The organism is Marinobacter sp., from assembly GCF_041687235.1.
GTDB lineage: Bacteria > Pseudomonadota > Gammaproteobacteria > Pseudomonadales > Oleiphilaceae > Marinobacter.
In genome coordinates, this window is record NZ_JAWLCH010000002.1 from 140,344 (window position 1) to 154,674 (window position 14,331).

General features: G+C 51.7%; 12 protein-coding genes. 5 read left to right on the forward strand and 7 right to left on the reverse strand.

The window, feature by feature from the left end; genetic code table 11:
• Positions 1-115 precede the first annotated feature (115 nt).
• Together ACESMK_RS04370 and ACESMK_RS04375 are read right to left on the reverse strand one after the other, a co-directional pair.
• Positions 116-1,105, reverse strand: coding sequence for a metallophosphoesterase (locus tag ACESMK_RS04370; protein ID WP_372995654.1), 990 nt, complete (start codon positions 1,103-1,105; stop codon positions 116-118).
• Positions 1,060-1,317, reverse strand: a complete 258-nt coding sequence (locus ACESMK_RS04375; RefSeq protein WP_372995656.1) for a hypothetical protein — start codon at positions 1,315-1,317, stop codon at positions 1,060-1,062. The genes ACESMK_RS04370 and ACESMK_RS04375 overlap by 46 nt, the downstream gene beginning before the upstream one ends.
• A 109-nt stretch (positions 1,318-1,426) precedes the next feature.
• Here ACESMK_RS04375 and ACESMK_RS04380 point away from each other — a divergent pair, with 109 nt between their 5' ends.
• Positions 1,427-2,353, forward strand: coding sequence for a 5'-nucleotidase (locus ACESMK_RS04380; protein WP_372995658.1), 927 nt, complete (start codon positions 1,427-1,429; stop codon positions 2,351-2,353).
• 208 nt (positions 2,354-2,561) lie between these two features.
• Here ACESMK_RS04380 and ACESMK_RS04385 read toward each other — a convergent pair whose 3' ends face one another.
• Positions 2,562-3,188 carry a hypothetical protein gene (locus ACESMK_RS04385; protein ID WP_372995660.1) on the reverse strand — a complete coding sequence of 209 codons (627 nt, stop codon included), beginning with the start codon at positions 3,186-3,188 and terminating at the stop codon, positions 2,562-2,564.
• Between the two features lie 183 nt (positions 3,189-3,371).
• Between ACESMK_RS04385 and ACESMK_RS04390 the strand changes: the two genes are divergently transcribed.
• The gene (locus tag ACESMK_RS04390; protein ID WP_372995662.1) at positions 3,372-4,049 is read left to right on the forward strand and encodes a hypothetical protein; all 678 of its coding nucleotides are present in this window, start codon (positions 3,372-3,374) and stop codon (positions 4,047-4,049) included.
• 10 nt (positions 4,050-4,059) lie between these two features.
• Here ACESMK_RS04390 and ACESMK_RS04395 read toward each other — a convergent pair whose 3' ends face one another.
• The 3 genes from ACESMK_RS04395 to ACESMK_RS04405 form a co-directional block, all read right to left on the reverse strand.
• The gene (locus tag ACESMK_RS04395) at positions 4,060-5,013 is read right to left on the reverse strand and encodes an opioid growth factor receptor-related protein (protein WP_372995664.1); all 954 of its coding nucleotides are present in this window, start codon (positions 5,011-5,013) and stop codon (positions 4,060-4,062) included.
• Positions 5,014-5,028: 15 nt separating this feature from the next.
• Complete coding sequence (locus ACESMK_RS04400) at positions 5,029-7,140, reverse strand: AAA family ATPase (RefSeq protein WP_372995666.1); 2,112 nt, start codon at positions 7,138-7,140, stop codon at positions 5,029-5,031.
• A gap of 806 nt (positions 7,141-7,946) precedes the next feature.
• Positions 7,947-8,942, reverse strand: a complete 996-nt coding sequence (locus ACESMK_RS04405) for a helix-turn-helix transcriptional regulator (protein WP_372995668.1) — start codon at positions 8,940-8,942, stop codon at positions 7,947-7,949.
• 510 nt (positions 8,943-9,452) lie between these two features.
• On the opposite strand from ACESMK_RS04405, the gene ACESMK_RS04410 reads away from it, so the two are divergent.
• The 3 genes from ACESMK_RS04410 (at position 9,453) to ACESMK_RS04420 (ending at position 12,582) form a co-directional block, all read left to right on the forward strand.
• Positions 9,453-9,809, forward strand: coding sequence for a hypothetical protein (locus ACESMK_RS04410; protein WP_372995670.1), 357 nt, complete (start codon positions 9,453-9,455; stop codon positions 9,807-9,809).
• A gap of 610 nt (positions 9,810-10,419) precedes the next feature.
• Positions 10,420-11,349: a hypothetical protein gene (locus ACESMK_RS04415; RefSeq protein WP_372995672.1), complete on the forward strand. Its 930-nt coding sequence runs from the start codon at positions 10,420-10,422 to the stop codon at positions 11,347-11,349.
• Between the two features lie 567 nt (positions 11,350-11,916).
• Positions 11,917-12,582: a hypothetical protein gene (locus ACESMK_RS04420; RefSeq protein WP_372995674.1), complete on the forward strand. Its 666-nt coding sequence runs from the start codon at positions 11,917-11,919 to the stop codon at positions 12,580-12,582.
• A 944-nt stretch (positions 12,583-13,526) separates the two neighbouring features.
• Here ACESMK_RS04420 and ACESMK_RS04425 read toward each other — a convergent pair.
• The gene (locus ACESMK_RS04425; protein ID WP_372995676.1) at positions 13,527-14,144 is read right to left on the reverse strand and encodes a hypothetical protein; all 618 of its coding nucleotides are present in this window, start codon (positions 14,142-14,144) and stop codon (positions 13,527-13,529) included.
• Positions 14,145-14,331: the final 187 nt, after the last annotated feature.

The window sequence follows — 14,331 nt, forward strand, 5'->3', positions numbered from 1 at the left end:
TTTAATATGCCTTGAAAGCAGTTTCTCCAAACCTGCTTAACGTTATAACCGCTCGCGTTGTTGCCGGCAAATTCGGGGCTGTAAATTCATGTAAATACATCAGGAAATCAGGTTTTTAGGCTTCAACTTTGAGGCCCTCAACCCAGACAAAGTTACCTTTCGTCAACGTTGATTCACCATCAAACCGGTAGGCGCAAAGCTTTCCACCATGCTTCCCGGCTACGCTGTAATCCAGGCAAGCGATATGGTCGCTGAGAGGCGCCGGCTCTCCACTCATCCAATAATGGCCAACAAATACCGGCTTCTCTCCGTCATAGCCCGGCAGAATGTGCTGCTTAACTGGTGTGTGGGGAATATTGTCAATCTCCTCACCCGGTACCATCGCCAAATCACGGTAAGTCAGCTCGCCAGTTCGCCACCACCGGGAACGTATATCGGTCCGTTTGTTACCTTCTTTGTCGTGAAACCACTCCCCGTGAGGCAAGGGGATTTCCAGTCCCTTGAGTAGAGTCTCAACAATATTGAAAGGCTCGCTTCCCTCGCGGCTACTGGTCACCCACGCCTCTGGCAAAATCCGGTTATGGCTGTCCGTGTATTGGTTGGCCTTTTCCAGATACTCCGGATGCCAGCAGGCATGGACCACCCTCAAGCCTGGTAAATCCAGGTAGATGGGTAAGGTTTTAAACCAGTCAATCATCCGGCGATGTTTCTCACTTCCCTCACCAACCTGCTCAAGAAACTCTTTGTGCTGTTTCAGGTTCTTTGCAATATGGGGACGCAGGTATTGTCCGGGCTGCTCCGGATCCTCCATGGCCCAAGCAACAGCGTTGAATTCATGATTACCCATAACCGCCAACGCATGACCGTTTTCAACCATGTTCCGAGCTATCTCGACGGTCTCAACCTGCTCCGGCCCTCGGTCTACAAAGTCCCCTAGGAAAATTACTTTGCGATCGCGATGCTGCCAAACACCGTTGGCTTCCCGGTAACCGAGTTTTTCCAACAATGCTTTTAGCTCGGTTGCGTATCCGTGGATGTCTCCGATCAAATCATACATGCTCAGTGATCCCTCCCTTCCAAATGTGCTACCACTGGATCCAGGCAATCGGTATGCGGGGCGCCGTCATCGAAAAAGGACTCAGCCAGCTCCAGAACCAACGCCTGCTTCAGTGAAAATCCCTGCCGCAAGCGGCCTTCGACACCCTCGCCGATACGGTAGTATTCGTCAAAACAATCGTTCTCTTTGCAGCAGGTGTTCATCGGATCGAATTCAAACAACGCTCGGGAAATCATCTCTGCTTTCAGTACGATGCTCATTCAGCCTCCTGTACGCTATGGTTCCAGTGTAAGAAGGCGTTGCGACAGAACATGTCGCCGATCCGGATTATGGTATGTTTTTGTTCCGTTGACGCAGAAGGCCCGGCCTATGCCCTACCCCATTGAAGACAAACTCGTAATCGCTGTCGCTTCCAGCGCGCTATTTGATTTATCTGATTCCGACCAAGTATTCCGAACACAGGGCGAAAAAGCCTATCGGAAGTACCAGGAATCACACCTGGATGCGCCGCTTGAGAAAGGCGTAGCTTTTCCGTTCGTTCGACGGTTTCTGGCCATCAACGATCGGTTCCCGGATAAGTCTCCAGTGGAAGTTGTATTGCTTTCAAGGAACTCAGCGATCACCGGCAAGCGGGTGTTTCGCTCAATCGCCCATCATGGTCTGGACATCAGCCGCGCCGCATTTTTGGAAGGCAAATCGCCTTACCCTTACATCCCGGCATTCAATGCTTCCTTGTTTTTATCAGCGAACGATACCGATGTCTTGCAAGCCATCGATTACGGCCACCCCGCCGGTACCGTACTACCCAGCCATGTAGTAGATGATAAGGACGACGCTGAATTGCGCATCGCTTTCGACTTCGATGGTGTGATTGCGGACGATGCTTCCGAGAAAGTTTATAAGGCAGGCTCCCTGGAAGAGTTTCAGGAACACGAAACCTCCCGCTCACATATTCCACACAGCCCGGGGCCGTTGGCTGACTTGTTCAGAAAACTCTCGCACCTGCAAAAGCTGGAAGACCACGCCTTGGAAGCCGACCCGAATTACAGGCGCGCGCTACGAACCGGAATCGTGACCGCCCGGAATGCGCCCTCTCATGAGCGCGTGATAACCACTCTGGAACACTGGGGCGTGGATGCCAATGAGGTGTTCTTCCTCGGTGGCATGAAGAAGGACCGGATTCTGAACGTGCTTAGGCCTCATATGTTCTTTGATGACCAGCGGTCGCATCTGGAGTCTGAGGCTGGCAATGTTCCGATGGTGCATATTCCGTTTGGGGTGGCGAATTTGGTGTAGGGGCTGAGCCGCCCTTTGGCGGCCCAAACCTTTGGTAACGCCTAGCCTTTGGAAATTCCCACAACTCGTCCCTTCTGGATCTGGATTTTGGCAACCTTCCTGCAAAGTGAGCAAGGTTGCCTGGTAGTAGTGTTCTTAACATTGACTGGCAGTTTGAATAGAGCCTCTTTCTTACAGCTCGGACACGATAAAGTCTGTTGATCCACCGCTATATCTCCATCTGTACTTTCTTTATCAAATGAAACGGAAACCGGCTACGGTTGTGGGCGCCGCAGAGCAGATCCCAGTCATCTGTACTCATCAGAGAACAAAGGCTCACCTTTCCAAGGTCAATAGCATCTACCAGCTCATCGGCCGAGGCCATCTCGGCGATTCGCATAGCGTACAGAGATCTTAAAAACTCCCTCAGATGATCAGGAGCGTGGATTACCTGCGATAGATTATTTAGCAGATAAACTCCCTCACCCCGGTGCCACACTGGAAGAACCCTTTTGGCAGCGCCCGATTCGTCTATGACTACTTTTCCTCTGACCAGTTCGGACCTTTCTGTCATTCGACCGGTGTAGGCATCGACGTCAAAAGTTCTACTCTGATGAACGTCTGCGCCCTCTATCAGAGCTAGTTTTGTTCGCTCGTAGTCGTCACACACAATGGCATTTAGCATTACCGGTTTGCTGGGCTTAATCTGAACCCAGCCGGACAAAATTGGGCCTTCATCCAATAAGCTATACTCACCGAAATGGCTGAATGGGCCGCCCGTTTTTCTTTCTGCTTCGTCCAACCTCTTTTGAGAAAATAAACCGTAACGTGCTTTCTTTGCTGTTCTTCTAATCACTGTTTGGTCTCAACACTTGTTGCCAAAGTCGGATAATTACAGTTTCCACCTTCGATAAATAGTCAGCCTTCTAACTATTCATTCATTTAACATACTTTTACAAGGCAGAAGATCAGCCGCCCTGAAATCGTCAGGAATTTCGCGGTTAATCAGGGACAACCATGAACTCAAGGAAGAAGTGCAATGTCCTTTGATACCGAACTACTACGATCTTCTGGTAAAACCCGCGTCGCAGAAATCATGAACGCCTTAAAGGCAGCCCACGATCACTCAATCGATGCATGCAATAGACCGCTCCGCGAGATGCCGGAATACTTTATGGTGACTCGGGTTGGAGAGCACTTATCCTCTCGCTTTGTCAATTTCCGTTACCATCTGGAAGCCTCCGTTTCGGAACTTCTGACAAAAGCGGGTGTTTCAAAAGATAATCAGAAAGCCTTGGAGAGATTCCCGGAGCTAAGGCCGAACGGCCGCTTTGATTTAACGCTGTTTACCCGTAAACGGGGTAGACCGGCAAACATTATCGAATTCAAAAAAGGCACCAAGTTCGCGGACCTCAAAAAGGATATTGACCGTTTGGCACTACTCGCGAATGCTGTTCCGGAAGGCAGCCGCCTGGAGACAAGCTATCTTGTCTTCATTACCAAGCGCACCTATTTCCGCACGGTTTCCGACTGGAACGAAAGACTCCGGGAGATCGTTTCCGGGAGCCTCATTGGCCGGGGTGACATTACAAACAACCTGACATGCTCGGTAAAAGACGTATGGAAGGAACCAGAGATCGAATTCGATGGAGATTCGGGAAATGCGCGCGACCGAGAACCGTTCACAGTTGTGATTGTTGAAGTTCGGTGCCAATAACCGGCAGGTACTACTCGTTTGCCCGTAACCAATAGCCGATACTATGTTGGCTGACATAACCGAGGGTCTGGCCAATATTAACGAATGCCTGCTGGGCCACCTTCGCCAATTCGGGCTGGTGGCAATAATGCAGGCTCCGGATAATCCGGGTAATCCGTAGATGGTTGTGTCCACCAGCTTTCAGCCAGATGTGATCCCTCGGATTCAACTCCCGCCGCGCCTCTATCACGCCATCCCCGCGCACAAGACCATAGAAGGCGAGCATACGATCCAGTGCCTTTCTCTGTTGCCGTTTAAGACTGCCATCCGCCTTAAAGCGCTGGCGATCCTCCTCGGTTAGAACCGGCGCCATTGGGCTCGATCGACTAGGCTCCGGTATAGGAAACAACCATTGCACGAAATCGTGAGTGTGCTCCAACCAGAAGTCATCAAACGCCAGAATTTCGTCAAGCGTTCGGCCAAGGTGGTCCCCGCCCTCACCGCGCATGAATTGGATCAGACACCTTTCTTCCGGAGCATTAGCTTCGGCAATACTGAGAAGGTTGGCTTCGGACCAAAGCTCCGCTGAGCTCTCATCAAAGCAGACCAGCCAACAATTATCTCTTTCGCTGTTGATCCCCCCGAAGCCGGATAATGGCTGCTCGATAGTCAGGGGTTCCGTTGCATCGAAATAATGGGCGTAACCAATCATTCGGCGCTGCACTTTTCGAGCATCCGGGTTGTCATTCGGCAACGCCATCAATTGCTCGGATATGACATCCCAGCGTGCTTCAGAATACAAAAGGATGGCCGACCAGTCCGGCGATGCGGTTGCTACCAACTTGCCTGTCATTAGCCGATACAACTCCGGTGAGAATGCTGCAAGCTCCTCCCGATCCAGAGTCGCCTCTCTGTTCCAGTTTATGGTTATGGATTTGACTGGATGGGCGCAGCCAACTTTCCAGGCCATCTTTTGTCTTGTCATAGGGGGCGAACTCGTTTATTGAATGAAGCCGATTGGCTGCCTGAGCAAGCCATCAGTTTGTTGGCGTTGCTCTTCTTTCAATGCATCGAGCAGTCGACCAATCCGTGGCCGGAATCCTCGCAGCCGGAGGTTCTGCACCGCGGCTCGCATTACCCCCGGTGTGAGATGTTCTAGTTCCGCCAGGTCTGCCAGTCTCAGATTATTCGCCTTATCCTGGTCTACGACACAGTTTGCAAGAATGGCTTTCACCTGCTCCGCAGTCAGATAGTCAAACTCGACCTTCATCTGAAACCGGCGGAGTATGGCTTTGTCGAAACTGTCGAACCGGTTGGTGGTGGCCAGGAACACACCTTCAAAGCGTTCCAGGCGAACCATGAATTCGTTGACGGCGCTGATTTCCCAGCTGCGTTGCGCCATATTGCGGCTGTAGAGGAAGGTATCCGCTTCGTCCAACAGGAGCACCGCACCCGTGCGTTCCGCTTTGTCGAACATCTCTGCAATGTTCTTTTCTGTCTGTCCCACGTACATGCCCAGCAAGTCACTGCCGGATTGCAGCATTAAGGGCTTACCCAGCCGCTTGGCGAGCTCCTGAGCATAAGCAGTTTTACCGGCACCCGGTGGGCCGTACAGGCAGATTCGCGCGTTGCCCTTCTCCCGAATGAAACGCTCCACATTCCAGAGGGTCGGCTTGGTGTTGATCCACTCGGTGCGGAAGTCGGGAAAGTCTGCTTTCTTCGGTTTGGGCAGCACGCGGCCCGGCTTTTTTTCTCCCATCACTTCCAGCCGTTGCCGAATCATAGATTCCAGGCGTTGTTGGTTACGGATAATCTGGCGTGGTGGCAAGTGCTGGCCCACCTCGGCCAGATTCCTTGCCAGTGCCGGCGTCATCCAGGGCTTGCGTGCTGCTTCCGATGCCCACGCTGGAGCAACGGGCAATACGGACAGGGCTTGTTGGAGCTTTTCGGATTGGCGCTCACCACCGGTGCCTTCGATCTCAACAATGAAATCGAATCTCCGCAGGAAAGCGGGGTCGACGGCACTGATATTGTTGCTGATCCAGATCACCGGAGCACCATTCTCCTCCAACATCTGATTGAACCATCCCTTGGCAAGCTGATCGGGTTTGCGAAAGGCATCTTCCATTTCATCGAACAACAGAACAGCACCGAGGCGATCTTCCAGAAACATCTGCGCCATTTTGGCAGCGTCCAGGCGAACACGGCCGGTCATGGCTCCCGAGTGACTGTCTTTGGTGGGTACTTCGTACAGAGGCGCACCCAGTTTTTCCGCCATAGCCCTGGCCAACTGGGTTTTTCCGGTGCCAGGCTTTCCGTGTAGCAAGATGTTTTTGCCCCGGTACTTGTTACTCAATGCATCCTCCAGGTAGTCCAGCATCAGCTGCAGATCCGGAACGCCCCGGAAGTCTCGGATGCGATGCATCGCCGCAGGCCCCGGCGGGCAGATGTGCTTGAAAAGCATCTGCTCGATGTCTTCCGGTGCGCCAGTCTCACATTGCTCTGAAGTGGCGACCACCAACTGGCTTAGGAGCGGGCCCGCCTCAACCAGATCCCAGATATCGCTGCTTTGGCTTGGCTCTTCCAACAGGCGGATCTGGCACAGCATGGCATCCTGATCCAGCGCTGCCGCAATTGTTCTGGCGGACTCTCGCATCGCCCTCGCCAGGGCACTTACCGAATTTCCATATTCATTAATCTCCAAGTCCCGCATTACGTCTTTAGCCTTTGGATGCTTGAGCAACAAAATGGCAAAAATCAGCAGCTTGATTTCAACCACATTGGCTTTCAGCAACTTGATCAGGTTGGCCAGCAGAGGCTCAAAGGAAAGATCCGGCATGCCTTTTAGACTCCGGGTGAGTTGCTTTTCACGCTTGCGTACCGCCTCCAGGAAAACGGGTGCACTTACCTCACTATCATCTCCGGACGACAACTTAAGCCCCAGGAATGCCTCTGGCTCCTCCGTGCCAACGATTCGGAATTCTTTTCTGTACCCTGTGATGAGAAACAGCCGGCATAGATAGATCTGCAGCAGCTTCAGGTCGTCTTTGGATGAGGATGAGAGGTTGTCAGATTCGTGGGCTTCATTGATGAGTTCTTTCCATAACAGCATGATGGGCCTCCAGAAGATCTCGGAATATTATGGAGGCAAAAGGCGACAGGCCGTGTCGCAAAGTCTCATCTACAACGTCAGTGCCCACGCACCTGCCCGAAAACCGCCCTACCAGAGCGCCATTTCGTGGATGCTCGTTTGTTGGCCATTGCGCACAATAATGGGGATAGCAAGCTCACGGTCTAAGCCAAGCGCATAAGCATCGGAACGAGGGCAAATGGAGTAATTTCCGCAAAACGCGCAATGTTCTTTCGTAACAAAGTTTTGAAGCCGGGTTTTAGGCGTTCTTTGGAATCCGCCAGTATATCGGGCGTGATGTGAACCAAGGCAGTCTGGCATTGATGGCATTCATTCATCGTTATTGCTCACTAGGCGACCTTATTTGTCGCGCCTCTCTGCAACCATAGAGAAAACTGACTGTGAAATCTCGATCAGAACAAATCCCGGAGTGTAAATTATGAGGTTAACCATAACATTGGATGAGGAAGCCACTGCTCGCTATCGTGAGCTCGCCTCCAGGCAAACCCAGCGAGAGCTTGACGAGGATTGTGAACCGTCTGGACCAACCCTCGTTGTGAACATCTCACCTGTTTTTAGTTCGTCCGTTTACCTCTTGGAAGGTAACGAGCAGATCGACCTTGGAGATGCCTCGGTGACACTTACTGAAAAGGATTGAGCACGCCTGGAAAGATAATACTCATCACATTTTGAATCGAAATGTCCAACATAGACCGTCGACATTACTAAGATCCCGATCGATTAGAAAGTTGGGTGCAGGTCAGCGAGACCGGCTCAGGTGATGGATCCTAGGCTTTCATTCTCGCCAGTCCCCGTTCGAGAGTGGCTGTTATATTCTCTCGCAACCACTCCGGCTCCAGAATGTCACAATGAATAGCCTGTGCAGTTAGCCACCAGCGCAGATCCTGGGTATCTCCTACTGTCACCCCTATTTCAAAGGTCTCGTCATCAATTTCGGTGGTGATTTGGTCAAAACCCAGCGGCGATTCGATGAGATGATTCAGAGCAGGTTTGTCACAGCGTAACTTCAGGTATAGCGGTTCATTGGATTTGAGAATGCCCATAGCGCCGGAGCGGATGTATAAATCCAGATCAAAATCATCCGGACGCTCTGAAGGCTCCTCCAACAATTCACCGGTGATGGCTCGATGCAGCACCAATTGACGTGTTCCTTCCCTACCCTCGATGGTACCGATCAGATAAACATTCGGATCCCGGAAAATGAGCCCGAACGGGTGTACCACGATCTCCTCCGGCTCCGGCCAGTTGCGAGCCTGGTAGGTTAGATTGCATTTGTACTCCCGTAACAAGGCTTCGGTTACGGTTTCCAGAACATCCGCATCAATCGCGGGCCGCTCACCGCCCAGCCCGCGGTTGATGACACGCACACGGTTTGGCCACTGCCCCAGGGGGTTCTTTTCCCGCAGCAAGGTGCGATGGGCTTCATCGAAATGGGGCTTCAGGTGCGACAGCGCCCGTGGCGGCAACATTGGCGAGAGATAGGCGCGGGCCAATTCGAAGGTTAGCGCTGCCGGCAAGTCGAGTGCCGGAATAATGTCCATGGTGGCATTACGGTCGAAAGACCACCGATATGGACGAGAGTCTTCATCAACAAGCAATGGAAAGTCCGCGCTCAGTTTTTCCAGATCCCGCTGTATCGAGCGCATTGTTACCTTAAAACCATGATCATCAAGGCGCCCCGCTAATTCGCTTGTGGTGATAGCTTTGGGAAAACGAGGGACCATTCTGAGCATGGTGAGGTAACGGACCGCGGTGTTGGACATGAAATATCCTTTTCTTGTGAATGGCCTGGAGATTGGCGACATTATATGTCGCTTCAGAATGCTAGATTTTCATTGCGGTGAAGTAAAGCCGAGAATACAGAAACGATGGAGGGTCACAAACACTGAACAATCATAACTTTCCTAAGCTGTTAACGGAACATGGGTTCACCCACGCATCCTATGATTTCCGAGACACAATGCTTGGATTCCATCACGAAATATACAATGCCCTCATTCACGGAAATCCGGTGTTCGATTCGAATTCGAGGGTCTACCAACAACCGGAGTCGCCTGAAGCATTTATCTGGTGCGAGCTAATAACTACTGAAGCCCTGGACAGAGCCACCTCATACTTCTACCAAGTCTGGTATGCAGAACTCCGCTACGAAAATCCCGTGCTCGAAATTGTCGATCTCGCCAGACGCCCCACAGACGCTGTCATCCAAGCCTTGACGATCAGCCAACATAACGCGATGACGTTTCTATTCACAATCAAGCGAGGTATTTCTCATGAATCGCTATAAAGCCGAGCAAACCCGTGCCCATCGAGAAGCCCGCATCGGTAAAACGCCAGCCGAAATCGAAGTTTTGGATCGAGAGGATTCACTCAAAGCCAGCCTCCAGGAACTCGCACACCAGATTCACGCCGAGAAGTTTCCGGAGGAGTACGATCATTACTATGACTCCATTGCCGATGCCAAAGACCGCAGCCGGGGATTAAATCCAATGTCCCAACAGCACATTGAGAAGGTAAATGCCAGACGAAAACAGCTCGGGGTAAAGCAGCTAGCCAATAACGGAATGCCAGTTTCAAACGAGACCTGGGAAATTGCCTTACGCGAAGCTGAATGCCAGCTGATGAGCTAGCTCTCTCACCCGAAAAAGGAGCTCTATGATAGTTTTTCTTGTCGCTTTCACGTGTGTGATTTGGACGTCCGTGTCCCTGCTGTGTATTAGCTATTTCAACGATTCTGCCGCTGGGTGGGACGAGTGGGAGAGCTTTCCGGGAATGTTCAGATTACTGGTCGTCGCGATTTCCCCAATCGGGTTTATCTGGTGGTGGTTTCGTTGAATTTGGTTTATTAAACCAGATCCGCCACCGGTGCTCTTTACCCGCCAGCCCGCAACGCCCTGCTCCACGCTTCCATTGAGTGGGCTTTTCCCCTACCAAGCAAGTAACCCGTGAGACACCGTCTCGCGGGTGCCAGGTCACGTAAGGTAAAACAAGGAAAGGTAAGGAAAAGACAGGCTCCATGGGTTCCGGTCATCTCTGAAGTTTCGGGTATGGGATCGGTCGGGCACCTAAAACGGATCTGGTGTAGTAATCATCATTCACTCAGGACCAGAGCTGGCTGATATTCACTGGTGATACTGAAGTTCCAGCCATAACTGGCTACCGCCTTGCTCATTTTGGGGGGCCGGTATAATGGAGGCTCACCCAACCGAGCTTCTGAATCGGGCTAAGCGAGGTATCATCATGCCGAGACAACTCAACGATGAATTACTACCTCAGGAACTGATATTAAAACTTTCCACCGCCTTCCAGCGGATGTCCGATCAAGGGTTCGCTGTTGCCTCTGCCATCAAGTCCGACTATCTGGCCGGTTACCCGGTGTATGTACCGACCCACGGGGACAGTGAAGCTGAGCACACGTCCCGCGAGGCTCTGCAGGCGGCGATTCGATCAATGACGCATCTGACAATCCGGCCAGATACCCGCCCGCAATTGCACGCGGGCATTATTTGCTGCTCACCAGCCACTGTTCTTGCCGTCAGCGACTACAACGACGCTAAAGGTGCATTCAAACAGGCGGTCCTGGACATCCGGCAGTTCCAGAAAAAAAGGCAGTTACCGGCCAGCCGGATTACCCGCTTGATCCAAAACGAAATCCGCGACAAGGGCTTTCGTAGCGAAACTCTTCGCCGGGCGATGGACACCGTGCGTATCGCTGATCTCGATCTAAAGAGCTGTTACACCCGCATACGCATCATGCCACCGAATCTGCAGGTTTTTAGCTGGTCCTGGACGACCAAGCACTCCCGGATCATTAAGCTGACCCACGAAGAGGCCTTGAGACTCGCATCAGAATGGCCTGACCAGAACACCTCTGCAATTGCTGTCGATTTGATCAACCGCCGATGCGATCCCGGCGCACCTTTGGCGCGAAAAGTCCCTTTACCAAATCAACTCCGCGCCAACTACGCCTTCCTGGAAAATGGAGAGGTTGTGCGAGCTTCTACGCCTATCTCCGGCGTGGTCGTTGCCCAGCAGAAGGTGCTTCCCAGAAAGCTCTGGCGTTCAGATCCAGGATCAGCCGACAACCGATCGCCGCGACTGCCCAGGCAATCCAGCCTGGAAGCCACGCCCATTGTCGATGCACTCAGTCTGTACCGCTATGTTCGATAACTCCCTTCCAGCGCCAGCTGCTCAGGAGAAGGCTCGGTGCTTTGGCGCCGGGGCCGCTCTGACTGTGGAGGCGACGCCTCTGATGCACCGGGGAGAACCTGTAGGTTGGACCGTGAACCTTGATGTCGCGCCGAGAAATGGGGATTCGATTGAGTGGCAGCGCAAGCTGACCTTACAGCTCAGTGAGACCGAGCTCCCGATCATGGCAGCCGTATGTCTAGGGCTTCTCCCTAGCGCAACTTTTAAACGACCTCAGAAAGGGATTCGCATCAAACGCCAACCCGGCAAGCTGTTTATTTCTGCGACTCAGGGACGAGGTACCGCGTATTCCCTACCCATACCCATTGGCCAAGTCTTTCATATCGGCGCGCTGGTTTTAAGGCAGCTCAGCAAACACACGAAACTCACCGACGGATCTCTACTACTTGCATCGCTGCGTGGCGCCGCAGCTCTGTATTCTGAGAACACTTGAGGACGTGAAAGTGCACGATTTAGTCAATTTAACGACACAAACGGCCCTAACTTTCTCGTACGCTGGAAACTCAAACCCAAAAATGAGGAATACAGATGAAGGACCTTTTGAAAAAGATAGACTTAGAAGATCATGGCGGATTCGTGAGCGGAATCTGCCAGCGTAGCGGGAAGAGAATCTTCCTAATCTACAGCGGCAGCCGTTTGACGCTCCAATATGATTTTGGGAATAGCCCGGGGGAAGAAGCTACTGGACTCACATGCTTCGATGGGTGCGGTATGAGTGCTATGTCATGGCCTGAGCACTACTGTGAGGTGCTGAAGGTCAAGCTGGGCGAGGCCGTCAGCGAGTCTGACATAGAGGCAGCTCAAACACTCATCCGGCCCTACATCGATGACTATAAAAAGATCTTCGATGACTACCTCTCGGACGAGAGCGATATGGAATTCGATGAACTTTGCGAAAAGTATCGCGAATTGAAGAGCTCAGTAGAAGAATGTGTAAGCGAGATGGTTCTCGACCTCCAAAGCATGCGAGGAACAGATGATACTGCTGCAAACGCATATTATGAGATGGGTGTGTTTGATGACATGGTCACGCCAGACATGACTGACGATCAGATTCAGGAAGCCGCTTTATACGCCGTTTTCGTTGGCGGAGACCCATTCCATCCTGAGGAAATAGCTGACGCGCTTATCAACTATCGTGAAAGACTTCTCGACGAATTGGAAGCCCAGGCTCTCCCTACAAACGAAGCTTGATCTGACAGACACCTTCAGAAGAAGTCTCTGGGCCAACCTGGTTTTGCGCCGCTTTGTACTCGAATTTATTGATGTTTTTTTTGCAGAGCGGTGCTTCCCGACAGATCTGGCTCTCAGGCCAGACCTTGGTTTTGTATGCATTCATCTCTCTGGCTGTTATTCATCCGCGGCAGGCGATCGAATTCACAGTCGCTTTTTACCTGCTCTCCTGTAGTTAAAGTTATTTACATACCCAGACGCTGCTTATGCTCAGCCTTCGCATCTGTTAAAGAACTTAGGATGTCCTGCCTGAACTGTTCACGTGACAGGTATTCCTCAGCATTGCCCCAATCGGATTTATCTGGTGGTGGTTTCGTTGAAACGGAGAGAGTCCCTGATCTCTGATTAGAGCCTAACGTTCGTGATAAGGCGGAAAGCACTACACGTAGCCCTACCCTGACTGGTCGCCATCCTCATTCTCCGGAAATTACCTAAATTTCAGCTATCGGTTCCAACCACTTGGGGCTGCGTACCTGTTCGCACACCAAGCAAGTCGGAATGTGCGTTATGGTCGCAAAGCGGACATTCGGCTTGGACGATAACGCCAGCTAGCATTTGCGGCTACGAAAAGGACCCAAAGCCGCACCATAGTAGACGTCGCCGTGGCTGCATTGCTCAAACATACTTAGCGATCCAGCTCAGTCGCTGTGGACAGGCACTTCCAAAGAGTGGATAAAACGTTTATCGGTTGTATCGGAAAGGGGTTTGATCTTCTGAGCTATCGTTTCAGCCGCAAGCTGTTAAGTTTTGCAGCAAAAACGGTCGGAAACGCGTTGGACAGGCTTCACCGCTTTTATGAGCAACAAATAGCGGCACCTGACAAGGGTGCCGCTATTCTGGGCTCCTATCTAATGCGATGTCGGCGATGGATTATCGCAGGACTGATTGGGATTGATACTTCGCTACTAAGCCGATCTGCGCATCCTCCTCAACCCGAAGCCTGCGAGACCCAGCGCGAGCAAAAGCGATGAGGGAGGGCCAGGGACGGCGACAGGGGAAGTTTCTTTAGTAAACTTCGCATAATTGAAAAAAGAAAAGCCGCTGCTGCTGACGTCATAATTCACCAAAATCAAGGAGTCTAACAGAAAAATGTCGGACTCTTCACTCTCCCAACGCCAGTTGCCAGCCAAAGCCCCCGAGACAAGCTCGGGACTATCCAAGAAGCCCGGCGCAAAAGTTCTGCAACTGAAGCTGCTGGAACATCCCAGTGCAAGTTCAGGTTTAGCGTCAAGGCTACCATCATCCGTTAAATTTTCTGGAGCTATGAACGCATCAAAAAAGGTTGGAAGCAAAGTAGAATGAGTGAAGGATGTACCATCGACGATAAAATCGTCGTCAGAGTCGCAACCGTTGAAGATGTCGATACACGAGCCGACGATGAACTCCATCGCGAACGTCATGCCGCCGTACTCCAATCCTTTAGCCCCCGTTACGTTTCCAGTACTGTCCGTTGTCAGCATCGGCATGGCAGTGGCGCCGGTCGACAACAAAAACGACAGTAGCAATAATTGAATTCTCGCCATTGTCCGTCTCCTTCGATGTTTTGGTCATGGAGTAGCCGTTAGAGATTGAGCAATTACCTTAGCAAAAATAGGGCCACCTTGCCTTTGTCGATGAAATGTATAGACTTTCCTAATGCACGCCTTTATGAAAACCCAGAAGTGTAAGATAAACCGACACTTTTCGAGCCAAACAGCGCAGCAGCTTGGA